This is a genomic window from Paenibacillus yonginensis, assembly GCF_001685395.1.
Classification (GTDB): domain Bacteria; phylum Bacillota; class Bacilli; order Paenibacillales; family Paenibacillaceae; genus Fontibacillus; species Fontibacillus yonginensis.
On record NZ_CP014167.1, the window covers coordinates 204,725 to 219,490 of the forward strand.

Annotated in this window: 14 protein-coding genes; 12 read left to right on the plus strand and 2 right to left on the minus strand. The window is 55.0% G+C overall.

Going from position 1 to position 14,766, the window contains the following annotated elements:
• Positions 1–34 precede the first annotated feature (34 nt).
• Positions 35–1,363, plus strand: coding sequence for an IS3 family transposase (locus AWM70_RS00870; protein ID WP_068693520.1), 1,329 nt, complete (start codon positions 35–37; stop codon positions 1,361–1,363).
• Positions 1,364–1,455: 92 nt separating this feature from the next.
• Here AWM70_RS00870 and AWM70_RS00875 read toward each other — a convergent pair whose 3' ends face one another.
• Positions 1,456–1,857 carry a DoxX family protein gene (locus AWM70_RS00875; protein ID WP_068693522.1) on the minus strand — a complete coding sequence of 134 codons (402 nt, stop codon included), beginning with the start codon at positions 1,855–1,857 and terminating at the stop codon, positions 1,456–1,458.
• A 102-nt stretch (positions 1,858–1,959) separates the two neighbouring features.
• Between AWM70_RS00875 and AWM70_RS00880 the strand changes: the two genes are divergently transcribed.
• From AWM70_RS00880 to AWM70_RS00895, 4 genes are all read left to right on the plus strand, one after another.
• Positions 1,960–2,730, plus strand: coding sequence for a protein-glutamine gamma-glutamyltransferase (locus tag AWM70_RS00880; protein WP_068693524.1), 771 nt, complete (start codon positions 1,960–1,962; stop codon positions 2,728–2,730).
• 238 nt (positions 2,731–2,968) lie between these two features.
• Positions 2,969–4,237 carry a threonine synthase gene (locus tag AWM70_RS00885; protein WP_068693536.1) on the plus strand — a complete coding sequence of 423 codons (1,269 nt, stop codon included), beginning with the start codon at positions 2,969–2,971 and terminating at the stop codon, positions 4,235–4,237.
• Between the two features lie 31 nt (positions 4,238–4,268).
• Entirely contained in the window at positions 4,269–4,742 is a 474-nt protein-coding gene (locus AWM70_RS00890) for a GNAT family N-acetyltransferase (protein ID WP_068693537.1), read from the plus strand.
• 32 nt (positions 4,743–4,774) lie between these two features.
• The gene (locus AWM70_RS00895; RefSeq protein WP_068693538.1) at positions 4,775–5,473 is read left to right on the plus strand and encodes a DsbA family oxidoreductase; all 699 of its coding nucleotides are present in this window, start codon (positions 4,775–4,777) and stop codon (positions 5,471–5,473) included.
• A 152-nt stretch (positions 5,474–5,625) separates the two neighbouring features.
• Here the strand turns inward: AWM70_RS00895 and AWM70_RS00900 are convergent, their stop codons facing one another.
• Complete coding sequence (locus AWM70_RS00900; protein ID WP_068693539.1) at positions 5,626–7,236, minus strand: PucR family transcriptional regulator; 1,611 nt, start codon at positions 7,234–7,236, stop codon at positions 5,626–5,628.
• Between the two features lie 372 nt (positions 7,237–7,608).
• Between AWM70_RS00900 and AWM70_RS00905 the strand changes: the two genes are divergently transcribed.
• From AWM70_RS00905 to AWM70_RS00935, 7 genes are all read left to right on the plus strand, one after another.
• On the plus strand, positions 7,609–8,895 hold the full coding sequence (locus AWM70_RS00905; protein ID WP_068693540.1) for an amidase: 1,287 nt from the start codon (positions 7,609–7,611) through the stop codon (positions 8,893–8,895).
• A gap of 27 nt (positions 8,896–8,922) precedes the next feature.
• Entirely contained in the window at positions 8,923–9,786 is an 864-nt protein-coding gene (locus AWM70_RS00910) for a fumarylacetoacetate hydrolase family protein (protein WP_068693542.1), read from the plus strand.
• A gap of 104 nt (positions 9,787–9,890) precedes the next feature.
• Positions 9,891–10,391, plus strand: coding sequence for a 2-oxo-4-hydroxy-4-carboxy-5-ureidoimidazoline decarboxylase (uraD, locus tag AWM70_RS00915; RefSeq protein ID WP_083180077.1), 501 nt, complete (start codon positions 9,891–9,893; stop codon positions 10,389–10,391).
• Between the two features lie 39 nt (positions 10,392–10,430).
• Positions 10,431–11,399, plus strand: coding sequence for a factor-independent urate hydroxylase (pucL, locus tag AWM70_RS00920; protein ID WP_068693544.1), 969 nt, complete (start codon positions 10,431–10,433; stop codon positions 11,397–11,399).
• A 1-nt stretch (position 11,400) separates the two neighbouring features.
• Complete coding sequence (uraH, locus tag AWM70_RS00925; protein ID WP_068693546.1) at positions 11,401–11,784, plus strand: hydroxyisourate hydrolase; 384 nt, start codon at positions 11,401–11,403, stop codon at positions 11,782–11,784.
• Positions 11,785–11,867: 83 nt separating this feature from the next.
• The gene (locus AWM70_RS00930) at positions 11,868–13,397 is read left to right on the plus strand and encodes an allantoinase (RefSeq protein ID WP_068693548.1); all 1,530 of its coding nucleotides are present in this window, start codon (positions 11,868–11,870) and stop codon (positions 13,395–13,397) included.
• Positions 13,394–14,722 (plus strand): Zn-dependent hydrolase, encoded by a 1,329-nt coding sequence (locus tag AWM70_RS00935; RefSeq protein WP_068693550.1) that lies wholly within the window; start codon positions 13,394–13,396, stop codon positions 14,720–14,722. Before AWM70_RS00930 ends, AWM70_RS00935 begins: the two co-directional genes overlap by 4 nt.
• Positions 14,723–14,766: the final 44 nt, after the last annotated feature.

Here is a 14,766-nt window from a genome sequence, read left to right on the forward strand (position 1 = left end):
TTTGTATACTGGAAGAGGCAATGGAGGGGATGACATGAGTAAGAAACATTTTAACCAAGCAGAGCGCAAGGCTTTATCTAAAAATCCATATATCGCTAAGGTTAGTGAAAAATCATTAACATACACAGATGAATTTAAACGCCTTTTCATCGATCAGTATCTGTCAGGGAAAACACCTAGAGAAATCTTTGAGACGGCTGGATTTGACGTGTCTCTCATCGGCATGACGCGGGTGGAGCAGTGCGCAGATCGTTGGAAGAAGGCCTACGAACGGGATGGGATTATCGGACTCACCGACTCCAGAAGAGGGGCTTCAGGACGTCCACGGCAAAGAGAGCTTACACCTGCTGAAATCATGGCCAAACAAGAAGCGAAAATCAAACTTCTCGAGTCGCAGATTGACTTGCTAAAAAAGTTCGACAAGAACGAAAGGAGGCTATGCTTAGAGAAAAACAATCCAAGCGAAAGTCATAGATTTGAATGGATTCATCAAGCAATGAACCAGGGATTTAAGCGGATGACCCGGTATTTTTGTGAGCTCCTAGGGGTCTCAAGATCTGGCTACTATCATTACCTGCAAACCGCGGATGTACGCATCAAACGAGCTCAAAAAGATGAGGAAAGCGTAAAGTGGGTGAAGAAAGCCTTTGATCGCCGAGGTTTCAAGAAAGGAGCTCGCTCCATCAAGATGACCTTAGAGAATGAGTTTGGCATTGTGTATAACCTCAAACGGATTCGCAGACTCATGAAAAAATTCAATATCGTCTGTCCTCACCGGAAACCCAATCCCTACAAACGAATGGCCAAAGCCACTCAGGAGCACCGGACCGTGCCCAATCTTTTGCAAAGAGATTTCCGAAAAGAAATCCCCGGTCTCGCCCTGCTCACGGACATCACCTATCTGCCTTATGGATCTTCCCAAATGGCCTATTTATCCACCTTACTGGATGCTTCCACAGGCGAAGTTTTGGCTCAACATCTCTCGGACCGAATGACGCTGGATTTAGCAGCTGATACCGTAGAAAAGTTGATGAAGCAAAAGCGGCTTAAACTGCCTAAAGGAGCTTTTATCCATTCCGACCAGGGCAGCCACTATACAAGCCCAGCCTTTCAAAAGCTGCTCAAGAAGTACAAGCTTGGCCAGTCGATGTCCAGACGCGGTAACTGTTGGGATAACGCTCCGCAGGAGTCTTTCTTTGGTCATCTCAAAGACCATGTGGATCACCATAGCTGTACAACCTTTGAGAGCCTCAAACAGGAAGTAAACCGATACATACAGTATTACAACAACCACAGATATCAATGGGGACGTAAAAAGATGACTCCTGTACAGTACAGGAATCATCTTTTATCTGCGGCTTAAAACCACAAGTCCCTTTTTTTACAAGTGTCCTTGACAAAGGGTACAGTTCAGATCGTTATCCTGGCTCCACCTTTTTTTTAGGTTGGCTTCTTTTATTCGAAGAGCAGTGAATCAAGGGAATAGGAACCGGCGCCCGTGAAGGCAAGACCGATAAAAACGGCAATCAGGATCAAATGAAACTCATAGCCGTTCGCCGTGCTCCAGAAGCCGTTAGGTCCATGAACCTTAACGATCGCCATTACCATGGTCAAGGCTAACAGAATCGCAACCACCGCTGTGAACAGCCCCGCCGCAAAAGCCAGGCCGCCTATAAGCTCAACCAGGCCCGCAGCGGCTGCAGCCGGTACGCCGGGTTTAATGCCAACAGACTCCATCCACCCGCCGGTTCCTTTAATCCCGTGTCCGCCGAACCAGCCAAACAGCTTCTGGGCGCCGTGAGCGGCGAAGATCAGACCGATAACCAAACGGATAATCAACAAACCTAAACTAAGCATGGCTCCCCCTCCGGATTCGCGTTCGAAACGAACTTACACCAAAAGAGCCCAACTTACGTACAATAACCTATATTTGCGTCTGAATAGAGGAGGACTCTTCTAATGATTACTATCTTGTCCGGAAATAATGCCTTGCATGCATTAAATTTAACGCCCTGGGAACAGAATGTCCTTAATATGAAACAAAGCAGCTCGGTTACTTACACCTACAGTTCCGCTGAAGCTTTGGTGTTTGAACTCAAAATGAGAAAATCCATTGTGGATGCCGCCACGGATCTATACCGGAGCGGAGCTTCCTTTGCCGATTTCAACCGGAGCAGATGCAACCCCCGTTATTGGACCCGAACCCGTTTGGGAGGTTTTCAATTAAGAAATGATGTGCTGCCTTCGGACGGCATCAACGATATTTTCCAAAATGGGCGGATGTACGGGTTCGAATGTGCCACCGCTATTGTGCTGGTCATGTATAAAGCTATTCTGGACACGGTGGGACCAACTGCGTTCAACACTTATTTTCCCAATTTGCTGCTGTTCACCTGGTATTACGATAACGATTTGCAGTTTAACCGGGTTCAGCTGCCTGATGTATATCCCGGTGATGCTCTTTATTTTAACAATCCTGATTTCAACCCGGCTAGACCAGGCTGGCGCGGCGAAAATGTGATCATGCTGGAGCGGAATCTTTATTTTGGTCATGGTCCCGGCATATTGCCCGCAGAGGCTATGCTGGCGATTCTGAACGCCAACCGGATTCCGGGCAGCATGACCCCGGCTTACGTGCTGAAGGATGCGCTTGCCCTTAACTTCGAACATATTCGCAAGCTGCAAAGCGGGGCAGCCCGCATTGGAAGACGGAAATATTTGTTTGCCTAGCTGTTAGGCTGATCAGGGAGAAATCTCCGTTCCTAGTAGGGCAGGGCCGGAACGGAGACCCTCTTATTTTCGCTTGAATGGAACAGGAGCCGAAGAAGTAGCTTAGGAGATATTTATACAAGTTGACAGCCTATATCCGCCATGATAAATTCATTCCTGAAATGGACGGAAAGCAGTGAACAGCAAGCTAGAATAGGAGAATTTCCATCATTTAATAGCAGAGAGAAGGACTAAGGATATGCGATTCAGTTATATCAGCCACCTGCACTGCCCGAAATGCGGCAAGGAGTATCCCGCTGACCGAATTCAGCAGCTGTGCGAATGCGGTTCCCCGCTGCTGGTCGATTATGATCTGAAAGAATTGAAGAAGAACTGGATGCCTGCCGATCTGGCAGGGCGCAGCAACGATTTATGGAGATACCACGAACTTTTGCCTGTAATGGACGAGAAGAACGTGGTAACGCTTGGGGAAGGCATGACCCCTTTGCTGCGGATGGAACGTGCAGGACAGGATATGGGCATTCCACATCTGCTGATGAAAGACGAAGGCATTATTCCAACCGGCAGCTTCAAAGCCCGCGGCGCGGCTGTTGGCGTATCGAAAGCCAAGGAGCTTGGCGTTCAGGAGCTGGCAATGCCGACCAACGGAAATGCGGGAGCGGCATGGGCCCTCTACGCGGCAAGGGCGGGGATTAAGGCTTCTATCGTTATGCCGGTGGGTGCGCCGCTCATTACCCGAAACGAAGTGGCCGTATCCGGCGCCAATCTCAACCTGGTGAACGGGCTCATCAGCGACGCCGGGCAAATGGTCGGACAAGCCGTTAAAGCTCATGGGCTGTATGATGCTTCGACGTTGAAGGAGCCCTACCGGATTGAAGGCAAAAAGACGATGGGCATTGAGATTGCTGAACAAATGCACTGGAAGGTTCCGGATGTCATCTTGTATCCGACTGGCGGAGGAGTAGGGCTGATTGGCATACATAAAGCATTGAAAGAGCTTGCCGAATTAGGCTGGATTAAAAATAAGCTGCCGCGTCTGGTTGCCGTACAGGCGGCCGGCTGCGCACCGATCGTGAAGGCCTGGGAGGAAGGCCGGACCGATTCGCAGTTCTGGGAGCAGTCCGAAACTGTTGCTTTTGGCATTAACGTGCCGAAGGCGCTCGGCGATTTTCTCGTGCTTGCAGCGATTGCCGAAACGGATGGATGTGCTGTTGCGGTAGAGGATGGCGAGCTGCTGCAGGAACAGGCGCTGATCGCCCGGCTGGAGGGCGCCTTTGTTTGCCCGGAAGGAGCGGCAGCGTTTGCTGCGGCCCGCAGGCTTAAGCAAAGCGGCTGGATTCAAGCCGAGGAAACGGTGCTGGTTCTGAATACCGGCAGCGGAATTAAATATCCGGAAACGGTTAACGTAGAAGCACCGGTTCTTCAACCGGGCGATCTGCTGCAGCGCCGTACGGAAGAAGGGGAAGTAAGCTGGGGAAGAAAAGGTAAATCTACGAACGAAATGTAATTCGGGGGTGGAAGCCACGGAGGAGAACAGAATGCGGCAATCTGACGATAAGGGGCTGGAGCTGGAGATTATCCCGTGGGGTTCGCCGGCTTATGAACAGGCGCTGGAGCTGAGGGATCGGATTCTCCGGAAACCTCTTGGAATGAGTATATATAAGGATGACCTGAAGGCCGAGGAAGAGGATCTCCATATCCTGGCCCGCCAGGACTCAGCGCCGGCTGGTGTACTGCTGCTGCGCAAAGTCGATGAGGATACGCTGCAGATGAAGCAGGTAGCGGTCGATGGAAGCCGGCAGGGCCAAGGGATTGGCAGACAGCTGGTTGCCTTTGCGGAGCGAACGGCTATACTTAAGGAGGTCCGGAAGATCATTCTGCATGCCCGCTTGACCGCGGTTCCTTTCTATGAAAAGCTGGGATATGTCCGGTACGGAGAGCCTTATACGGAAATAGGCCTCCCGCATTGGTCCATGCAGAAGACACTGAAGAAGCCGGAGCCACGCGAATGAGCGGTTAAGAACGACGACTGGAGGAATTGGGAATGAACATTGAGATTTGGTCGGATTATATGTGTCCTTTTTGTTATATCGGGAAACGCAGACTGGAAACAGCCATACAGCGTTTCGGTCATCACGAGGAAATCGCAATCCGCTTTCGCAGCTTCGAGTTAAATCCGCAGGCTGAAGTGAATAGCGGCAAATCCATTGCGGAGGAGCTGGCAGCCAAATTCGGCGTCAGTGTTGAACAAGCCAAAGCGATGAATGAACAGATGACAGCTAATGCGCGCACGGCCGGTCTGACCTACAACATGGAAACCATGGTGCCGACCAATTCGTTTGATGCGCTTCGTTTGACCCACTGGGCCGCTTCCTTGGGGAAAATGAAAGAGATGAGCGAACGGCTGTTCAGCGCGGTCTTTACGGAATCCAAATCTATTGCGGACCACGAGGTATTGGCCGAGCTTGCTTCAGAGGTAGGGTTATCCCGCGAAGAGGCCAAGCAGGTGCTCGAAGGAGACGCTTATGCAGCCGAGGTGCGAATGGATGAAGAGGAAGCCGGCAAACTCGGCATAACTGGCGTTCCGTTTTTTGTATTTGATCGTAAATTTGCCGTCTCGGGCGCTCAGCCGGAGGAAGTGTTTATGCAGGCCCTTCAGAAAGCCTGGGAAGAAAGCCAACCGTTTACCGTTCTTGGAGCCGATTCTGAGGCGACCTGTACGGATGACGGCTGCAAGCTGTAAATGAAAGGAAGGGGCCAATGTCAATGACATGACGTCCTATAAACAAAATCAAGAAAGCCGTTCCTGAACCGGTTAGCTGCCGGACTGGGAACGGCTTTTTTGTGCTGATTTCCAGCTGATTTCCCGTACGGGAAAAAGGCAAGGGGCAGGGATTAAGAAACAGGTTCCCGCTCCAGGAAATCCTCAAACAGGAGAGCCAGCTTCAGCTTCAGCAGATGTTCATAGTTCCGCAGATCAAGACCAAGCAGCTCTCCGATTTTCTCCAGGCGGTAGGCCACCGTATTGCGGTGAACAAACATGTCTTTAGCCGCTTCGGCGGTCTGGCCGTTGTGATGGAGATATAGGCGCAGGGTAGTCAGCATTTCCTCAGCGGCCTCGGGGGGCCGTTCCCAAATGGGAGCCAGCAGACGGGCGCTGAATTGACGCATTTTATTGACGGGCAGCCCGGTAAAAAGGTCAGCGAACTCGATACTGCGGTAATCGACGACACGCCGGTTCAGATTCAGCCGTCTGGCTGTGTCGGCAGCGCTGAGGCATTCCTGATAAGCCTCGGCTAATTGAACGGGCTTGTGCTTCAGATTGCTGATATAAAAATAGCAGTAGCTTCCGGCCGGTTTGCCTGCCTGCTCGTCTGCCTGAGAAGAGAACAGCTGAGGGAGCAGACTGGCGAGCCGCTGAACCTCGCTTACGTTCTGACAAGGTACGATGGAGAGCAGTCCTTCTTCCATTTCTACCTGCAGCTGTGCCATTCCCTTAAGGCTGGGGTGGTATTGAAATTCCTGGCGAATTCCCCGGAGCACGGAGCGGACCGAAGCCGGATCGGTCATGGAAGGCAGCGGAGTGGTCCACAGGCACAGGAAGGGCTCTTCCATCAAATTAGTCTGCATATCGCGGGCATACCCCAGCACAGCTTCAATTGAAATATCCCGGTTGAGATAACATTGGACAAGCCAGGCCAGCTGATGATCATCATGATCCTTGCGGCTGACCTCCAGCTCTTCCAGATGATAAGCGATCCATTCAGCTGCCTGGGCGAGCAGCCGCTCTTCTTCTTTGGTTGCCCCGTCCGCCTGCCTTTGGAAGACGGCAAAACCATTCCATTGTTGATGTTTATCAGCTAAAGGGAATAGAAGCAGTCTTTGGCCGGTTTCGCTCCGCCGGGTATGGGGATGAGGTTTCCATGGCCATGTCTTGAGCAGCTCGCTTTCCTCGGCAGCCATACTGCTGAACAGAACCCGCTTGTCAGAACGAATTACGGCCATCGGGCAATCCAGGATGGATGCGAGTTCTTCGAAGAAATTCAGTTTTTTGCCACCCAAGGCAAACCGGAGCAGTGCCTGCTGCTTCTCTACAAGATGTTTGAGCGCCAGGGTTGTTTGGTTCAATTCGGCCCTGAATAAACCGTTCATCTGATCGGAGAAGGTGAAGGGATAAGGCAGCTCAATGATCGGAAAACCGATCCGGTCCGCCTCCTGCAAGATCGTCTCGGGAATTTCAGTCCAGAACCGGCCAAGCTTGATGCCAAGAGCAGCCGCTCCTTTGCGGGCAAGCTTGCCGACAAGCGCCGCCCCTTCTTCGGGATGATCCTTGATTAAATAAGCGGTAGTGAACAGAACTTCTCCTTCATGGACCCAATCGGCAATATCCGGAGCATCCATGACATTCACGGATTTCACGATTCGCCGCAGGCCGGTTTTGCCGGCAACTAAATTTCCTTCCGACAGCGGATATATGGAAAGCGCCTCTTCAACGGTCATGTACATGGGGAGTCCACCTTTCATCAGAAGGTCAACAAATCTTTTGGGGTCAATACATAGAGGTTTTTAATCATTAATTATACGGCAGCAGCCTTCTGTAGGCTAGTAAAATGTCAGCTTATATGACAGAGACTAAACAAAAAATCAAAATTCAAGCTGTATCAAGGGGGATAGCAGGGGAGTATGAATCTCATTAACTTAAAAAAAGCCGGCATCTTGTCAAAAATTCCGGCTTATGCTGCTGATTTTGTGCATAGGCATAAAAATCGGGTTTAAGCACTGTGCCTTCATTCATGAATATGTTATAAAAAGTCACACGTATTTATGGGAGTCCTAGCTTTGGAAGGACAATACTCCCGCAGGAGGTGCGCCTTGGAGATGAACATGGACCACGCCGATCAGTGGAACGCATATATCCAAAAAGATCTGAATATACAACCGCAAAGCGGCGGGAGACTCGAGGGTTTGTCTTTTGCCGTTAAAGATGTGTTTGCTGTGAAAGGCCACCGGAATGCGGCGGGGAATCCGGCTTGGCTCCGGACCCACGATCCTTCCGGCTATACGGCTCCGGTTATCGAGGCGCTGCTGGGTTCGGGCGCCGCGCTGAAGGGGATGACCCATACGGATGAGCTGATGTACAGCCTGAGTGGAGAAAATGTCCACTACGGGACCCCGGTCAATCCTGCGGCTCCGGACCGTATCCCGGGCGGCTCCTCAAGCGGTTCGGCGGCAGCGGTGGCTGCAGGGCTCAGCGACTTTGCGCTGGGCACGGATACCGGAGGTTCGGTGCGTATCCCTTCCTCTTATTGCGGAATTTACGGCTTCAGGCCCACGCATGGGAGAATCTCCGTACACGGAGTGATTCCGCTGGCGCACAGCTTCGATACGGTCGGCTGGATGAGCAGGAACCCGGATGTGCTTCGCAGAGTCGGCGAGGTGCTTGGGGCGCCGCAGCCTAATCTGGGGCTCCCTTTTCTGGAGGTCCATTTGCCTTCAGATGCCTGGAGTCTGCTGGATTCTGCGGCTTCCCGGGTCCTGCGCAGCCTGATCCCGGCGGTTGAACAAGCAGCTGCGGCCGGGCGGTGGGGGAGGCTGGCCGATGCTGGACTGCCGGACTGGGCACGGATCTTCCGGACAATCCAGGGCTTCGAGATCGCGGAAGAACACGGGGGGTGGATCGCCGAATATAAGCCGGTTTTTGGTCCGGATATCGCCGGGAGATTTGCCTGGGCACGGACGATTAGCCGGGAACAGGCCGAAGCATGCCGGACTGAACGAAGCAGTATTCAAAGCAATCTGATGCAGCTGCTTGGAAGGGACGGCCTGCTGGTGATTCCGACGGCCCCTGGCGGAGCGCCCCGGACAGGAGCGAAAGGAGAAGCAGCAGAGAACGTGCGCTCCAAGGTTATGCAGCTGACCAGTATTGCCGGTCTATCCGGTTTCCCTCAGGTGACCCTTCCCGTGGCCCGGATTGACGGGCTGCCGCTTGGGTTATCGATATTGTCCGCCCCGGATCAAGACGGCAGGCTGCTCAACTGGGTGGAGAAGCAGCTTGTACCTGCGATTGAACCTTTAACGTCTTTGGAGGGGCCTGCTAAGATGGGGCGGAGCCAGGCAGAACCGGGCTGCGCAAGCGATAGACGACATTTAGGGGAGGGACGGTAAGCTCCCTATAATAGGCGGGGTGAGAGCATGAAGCTGGTTTCCATAGTACGTAACGGAACGGAAGAAGCGGCCATCTTAACTGAGGAGGGGTACCTGGCCCTATCGGCCGTCAACGAAGCCGCGGGCAAGACCTGGCCGGTTCATTTATCCGCCGTTTTGAAAGGCGGTTTCCTGGAAGAGATCCGGGTCTGGTACGAACATCAGCTAAGCAGGGGCTGGGACCCGAAGCTTGCTGCCGAACCTTTTGCGTCGGTTCGTTACGCGCCGCCTGACCGGCATCCCGGGAAAATTTGGGGTGTAGGAGCGAACTATGCGGAGAAAGCCGCCGAAATGGCGGTGTGTCCCGAGGAAGAGCCGATTTGTTTTATGAAGCCGAACACAACTTTGATAGGACCTGAAGACATAATTATATTGCCTCAAGGTTCGAAGCGGGTAACGGCCGAAGCGGAGCTTGCGATCATTATCGGAACAGCTTGCAAAAACGTTGCGCCTGCCGAAGCGCTGGATTATGTAGGCGGATACGCCGCCAGTCTGGACATGACGGAGAAAGACATTCACGCCCGCAATCCCCGGTTTTTGGGCCGGGCCAAAAGCTTTGATACCTTCTTCAGCTTGGGTCCTGAGCTGGTTACGCCGGATGAAATCACCAGCCTCCAGGACCTGACTGTGGAGACAGTGCTGAACGGGCATATCGCTTGCGGCAGCCATATCGCCAATATGATTTATTCGCCGGCGTATATCCTATCGTTTTTCTCCCGGTTCATGACGCTGCTGCCCGGCGACATTTTAATGACCGGTACTCCGGGTTCTGTAGAAATCCATGAAGGAGACACGGTGGAGTGCCGGATTGGCGGCTTTCTCCCGCTTCGCAACGGGGTTGGACGTGAATAAGGCCAGAAAACAGGAATAAGGCCTTGCTTTGCAGCAGATATACCTGCAGCGGACCGGAGAGGGGAAGCAAAAGGGGGAAAACGAGGGAGAAAGGAGAAATGAGGATGGGAATTACGCTGCAGGAGATCAACGGGCTGGAGAAGGCGGCGTTTATCCGGGTGCTCGGAGGGATTTTCGAGAAGTCGCCTTGGGTGGCCGAAAAGGTTTATCGGCAGGCGCCGTTTCGGACCAGGCAGGAGCTGTATGCTCAAATGCTTGAGGTTGTCGTCACTGCCGGGGATGAACGTATTCTGGAGCTGATCTGTGCCCATCCCGATCTGGCGACCCGGCTGAAGACGGACAGCTACAGTGCGGTAGAGCAGCGGGGGGCCGGACTTGATTCATTATCGCCGGAAGAATACGAACGTTTCTCGAAGCTGAACGAAGCTTATAAACGCAAATTCGGGTTTCCGTTTATTTTGGCCGTTACGGGCAGAACGAAAGAAGAAATTGCGGCTGCTATGGAAGAGCGGCTGCAGCATCAGCCGGAAGCCGAGCGGCAAACCGCGCTCCGGGAAATCGGCCGTATTGCCGAAATCCGCTTAAACCAATTAATAGCCGGCTAGAACCGGCGCATAACGGAAATGGGAAAGGATGGATGGATCATGCTGAAGCATTCCAGCGGACGTACCCTTTATTACGGCAAAGGCGATGTGCTTGTCTACCGTACTTATGCCAAACCTCTGCAGGTTGCGGCGGTGCCCGAATCGGCGTTTGAAGGGGACCGCAACATTATTTTTGCCCATAATATAAAGTTTGCGGTCAGCGGCGATAAGCTGCTCGCTTCGTTCACCGAGGGAAGCAACACGTTTGTAGTAGCCACGGATTCCATGAAAAATTTCCTTCTGCGAAATGCCGCCGAATATGAAGGAGGGACGACGGAAGGGCTGCTGCTGTTCCTTGGCCGCCGTTTTCTGCAGCGGTATCCGCATATCACTTCCGCTGAAATCAGCGCAGACCGCTTGCCGTTTCAGGCGCTGGATGTACCCGGCTCAGACGGGTTCGTCCGCAATGAGCTGGTCTTCCGCCGTTCGCATAACGATCACGCCAGCGCCGGACTTGAGCTGGTCAGCAGAGACGGGAATGTCGAAGTGCTTGCCTCTTGGTCGGGACTGACCGGTCTGCAGCTGATCAAGGTGAGCGGCAGCTCGTTCTACGGGTTTGTGAGGGACGAATATACAACGCTGCCGGACAGCTATGACCGTCCTTTGTTTATTTTTCTCGACATTTTCTGGCGGTATGGGGACCCTGAACAAGCGGCAGATGCTGCAAAAGGCAAATATGTGGCGGCTGAGCAGATCAGCGATATCGCCCATACTGTGTTTTACGAGGAGCAATCTCCGTCCATCCAGCACCTGATCTGGCTGATCGGTCAGCGCATTCTGATTCGGTTCCCGCAGCTTGCCGAAGTCAGCTTTGAGTCCAATAACCGCACCTGGGAGACGATTGTGGATCCCGCCAGCCCCGGCCAGCCCGGCGTCTTTACGGAACCCCGTCCGCCATACGGCTTCCAGGGCTTTACCGTCATCCGGGCCGATGTCCAGCCGGAAGCGCCGGCCGCCGGAGGCGAATGAAATGGCGGGGAGGGGCAGACTTACTACTCATGTGCTGGACCTGTCGCGCGGCCGGCCGGCGGAGGGGGTAGCGGTAACGTTATACAAATTGAACGATGGTGGTCTGATGAACTCAGGTGGGAGCTCAGGAGGAGCGAGGCAGCTGCTGCGGGAGGCGGTTACCAATTCCGATGGCCGGCTGGATGAGCCGCTGTTAACCGGTGAAAGCATGGAGGCAGGGCTCTATGAGCTGGAGTTTGACGTGGGAAGTTATTTCGGTCAGGAGGCATCGGGCGGTTTCCTTGAGCTTGTTCCGGTCCGCTTTCGCATTGCCGGTCCCGATGAACATGTACATGTGCCGCTGTTGGCTGCACCCGGCGGGTACAGCACATACCGGGGGAGCTGATGAACCGGGCCGGAAGCATAAGCTGGTGGCTGTCATAAATTACGCAGCCGATGATGGAAAAGCCAAGCTAAGGGGGAGAGAGCATGGGCGGACAATTGGACTGGATCATCCAGGGGGGCAGCGTCGTACTGCCCGGTGAAACACGGCGGCTGGATATCGGTATCCGGGACGGGGAAATAGCGGTCCTGCGGGACAAGTTGAACCCCGCCGAGGCCAAAGCCAGCGTGGATGCCGCCGGCAAGCTGGTGCTGCCGGGCATGATTGATGTTCACGTTCATTTCAATGAACCGAATCTGGGTCATTGGGAAGGCTTTGAAACGGGCTCGGCGGCGCTGGCGGCCGGCGGCTGCACCTTGTATGCAGATATGCCGCTGAACGGCAATCCGCCGACGGTAACCCTGGAAGCGCTCCGGATGAAAGAGCGGCTGGCTGCTGAGGATTCGCTGACGGATTACAGCTTCTGGGGCGGTTTGATGCCGGGGTATCTGGACCGGATTGAAGAGCTGGCCGCAGCCGGGGTGATCGGCTTTAAGGCATTTATGTCGAATCCGGGCGGAGAAGGCGAAGGGCGGTTTCGCGAAGTGGACCGGGCTGCGCTTTATGAAGGCATGAAACGGATCGCGGCGGTTGGCGGCATCCTCGCCCTTCATGCGGAGAGTGAGGATATGACATCCAGCTTAGCGGCGGAGGCGGTTGCCGCCGGGCGATTAGACGCCCGGGCTTTTGCCGCATCCCGGCCCCCCGCAGCCGAGCTGGAAGCCGTGTCGGAAGCGCTGGAGCTGGCGGAGCAGACGGGCTGCAGGCTTCATTTTGTGCATATCAGCACGCCGGAGGCGGTGGATCTGATTGATGAGGCGAAAAGGCGCGGTCTGGATGTCACGCTGGAAACGTGTCCGCATTATCTAGCGTTGACAGTGGAAGATATGGAGCGTCTTGGGCCTGCAGCCAAATGCGCGCCTCCTCTGCGGGATGAAGCGCGCCGGGAGGAGCTTTGGAAGCGGGTGGCCGAAGGTAAGATCGACTGGATTGCCTCCGATCATTCGCCCTGCCCGGCCGATATGAAGCAGCCGGCCAGCGGCAGCTATTTCGAAGCATGGGGCGGGATCGCCGGAGCGCAGAGCAGTCTTGAGCTGATGTTTGAAGAAGGCTGCGTCAAACGTGGATTGCCGCTGCATCAGCTCGCCGCTTTGTTGTCGGCGCATCCGGCTGATCGTTTTGGATTCCGGCGCAAAGGCCGGATTGCTGAAGGGTATGACGCCGACCTCGTTCTTTTGGACCCGGGTAAGCCCTATACGCTGACCGTAGATGATTTGCGGCACCGGCACAAGCATAGTCCTTATATTGGGCGGACCTTTTCAGGGAAAGTTAGTGCCGTTTATTGCCGGGGAAATGTCATATACAGTGAAGCTGGCGGTACAGCGGCGCCAGGCGGCGGCGTCTGGATCAAACCCGGCGGCAGGGAGTGGGTGGAAAGGACGGAAGGGATAGAAGGATTAGAGAGCGGGGAAGAAGGGGCAGACAGGAGCGGGGCGGCCGGCAAGCCTTCCTTAACCCGTGCGGCATCCGTTCATGCTGAAGCTGACACAGGCAGAGAAGCGGAGGGGAGCCGATGAAGAAGGAGTTTATTCAGCCGGGAGACAGCCCGGCCGGTGGCGGGGGGGTATCCGGGGAAAACGAACAAGATATTCTGGCAGGATACATGTTCGACATTCTGGACTCGTTATCGCAGTACGGCGCCGGAGCCCCGGGCGAAGGGATTACCCGGCTGTTGTATTCGCCGGCCTGGCTGGAGGCGCAGCTGTTTCTTGCGGAAAGGATGCGGGCAGCCGGTCTGGAGGTCCGCTTTGACCGGGTTGGCAATCTTTATGGCAGACTGCAGGGGAGCGAGCCCGGGCGCCCGGTGGTTGCAGCCGGCTCTCATGTCGATACGGTAAAGCAGGGCGGGAAATACGACGGCGCTTTGGGAATAGCCGCTTCGTTGGCGGCCGTTTCCTATTTGAAGGAATGTTATGGTGTACCCAAGCGGACGCTTGAGGTGGTCTCCTTTTGTGAAGAGGAAGGGAGCCGCTTCCCGTTTGCATATTGGGGTTCGGGCAGTGTAACGGGAGAGCGTGATTTGCAGCGTTACGGATCTATTCGGGATGGAGCGGGCGTCACTCTTCAGGAAGCGATGGAGCAGGCCGGCTTTGGACGGGCGGAGCAGGCCGATCCGCTGCGCCGGGATCTGGGCGCCTACCTTGAACTGCATATTGAGCAGGGAATTATGCTTGAGCGTGAAGGCGCGGATATCGGCATCGTTGAAACGATTGTCGGCCAGCGGCGGTATACAGCCCAAGTTACGGGCGAAACCAATCATGCGGGTACGACGCCGATGCGGATGCGCAGCGATGCTCTGGCCGGAGCCGCAGAGATGGTGGTGGCGCTGGAGCGGATGGCGCTGGAGGAGGGGCCACCGCTCGTCGCCACCGTAGGCCGGTTGGAGGTGAGTCCAAACACCTCCAACGTCATTCCGGGGCGGGTCAGCTTCTCCCTCGACATCCGGCACGAGTCGGGGGAGAAGCTGCAGGGCTTTTGCGGCCGCATGAGCGAGGCTTTCGCCGGGCTTGCGGCCGCGAGGGGGCTGAAGCTGGAGCTTCAGCTTCAGCTGGCAACCGCCCCGGCGCCGATGGACGCCGGGCTGGGCGGCAGGCTGGAGCGGCTGTGCAGCAGCCGCGGCATATCCTGCCGCCGGATGGTCAGCGGCGCGGGGCACGACGCGCAGCTGCTCGCCGCCGTATGTCCGGCGGCGATGCTGTTTGTGCCGAGCCGCGGCGGCATCAGCCACGCGCCGGAGGAATACACCGCGCCTGAGCATTTGGCGCGGGGCACCGAGCTGCTGGCGGCTTTGCTGCGCGAGCTGGCCTATGGAGACAACGACGAACAAAAGGGGGAACGCTGACATGATGGAGCCACGGCCACAACAACCAAAACAACCGCAACAAC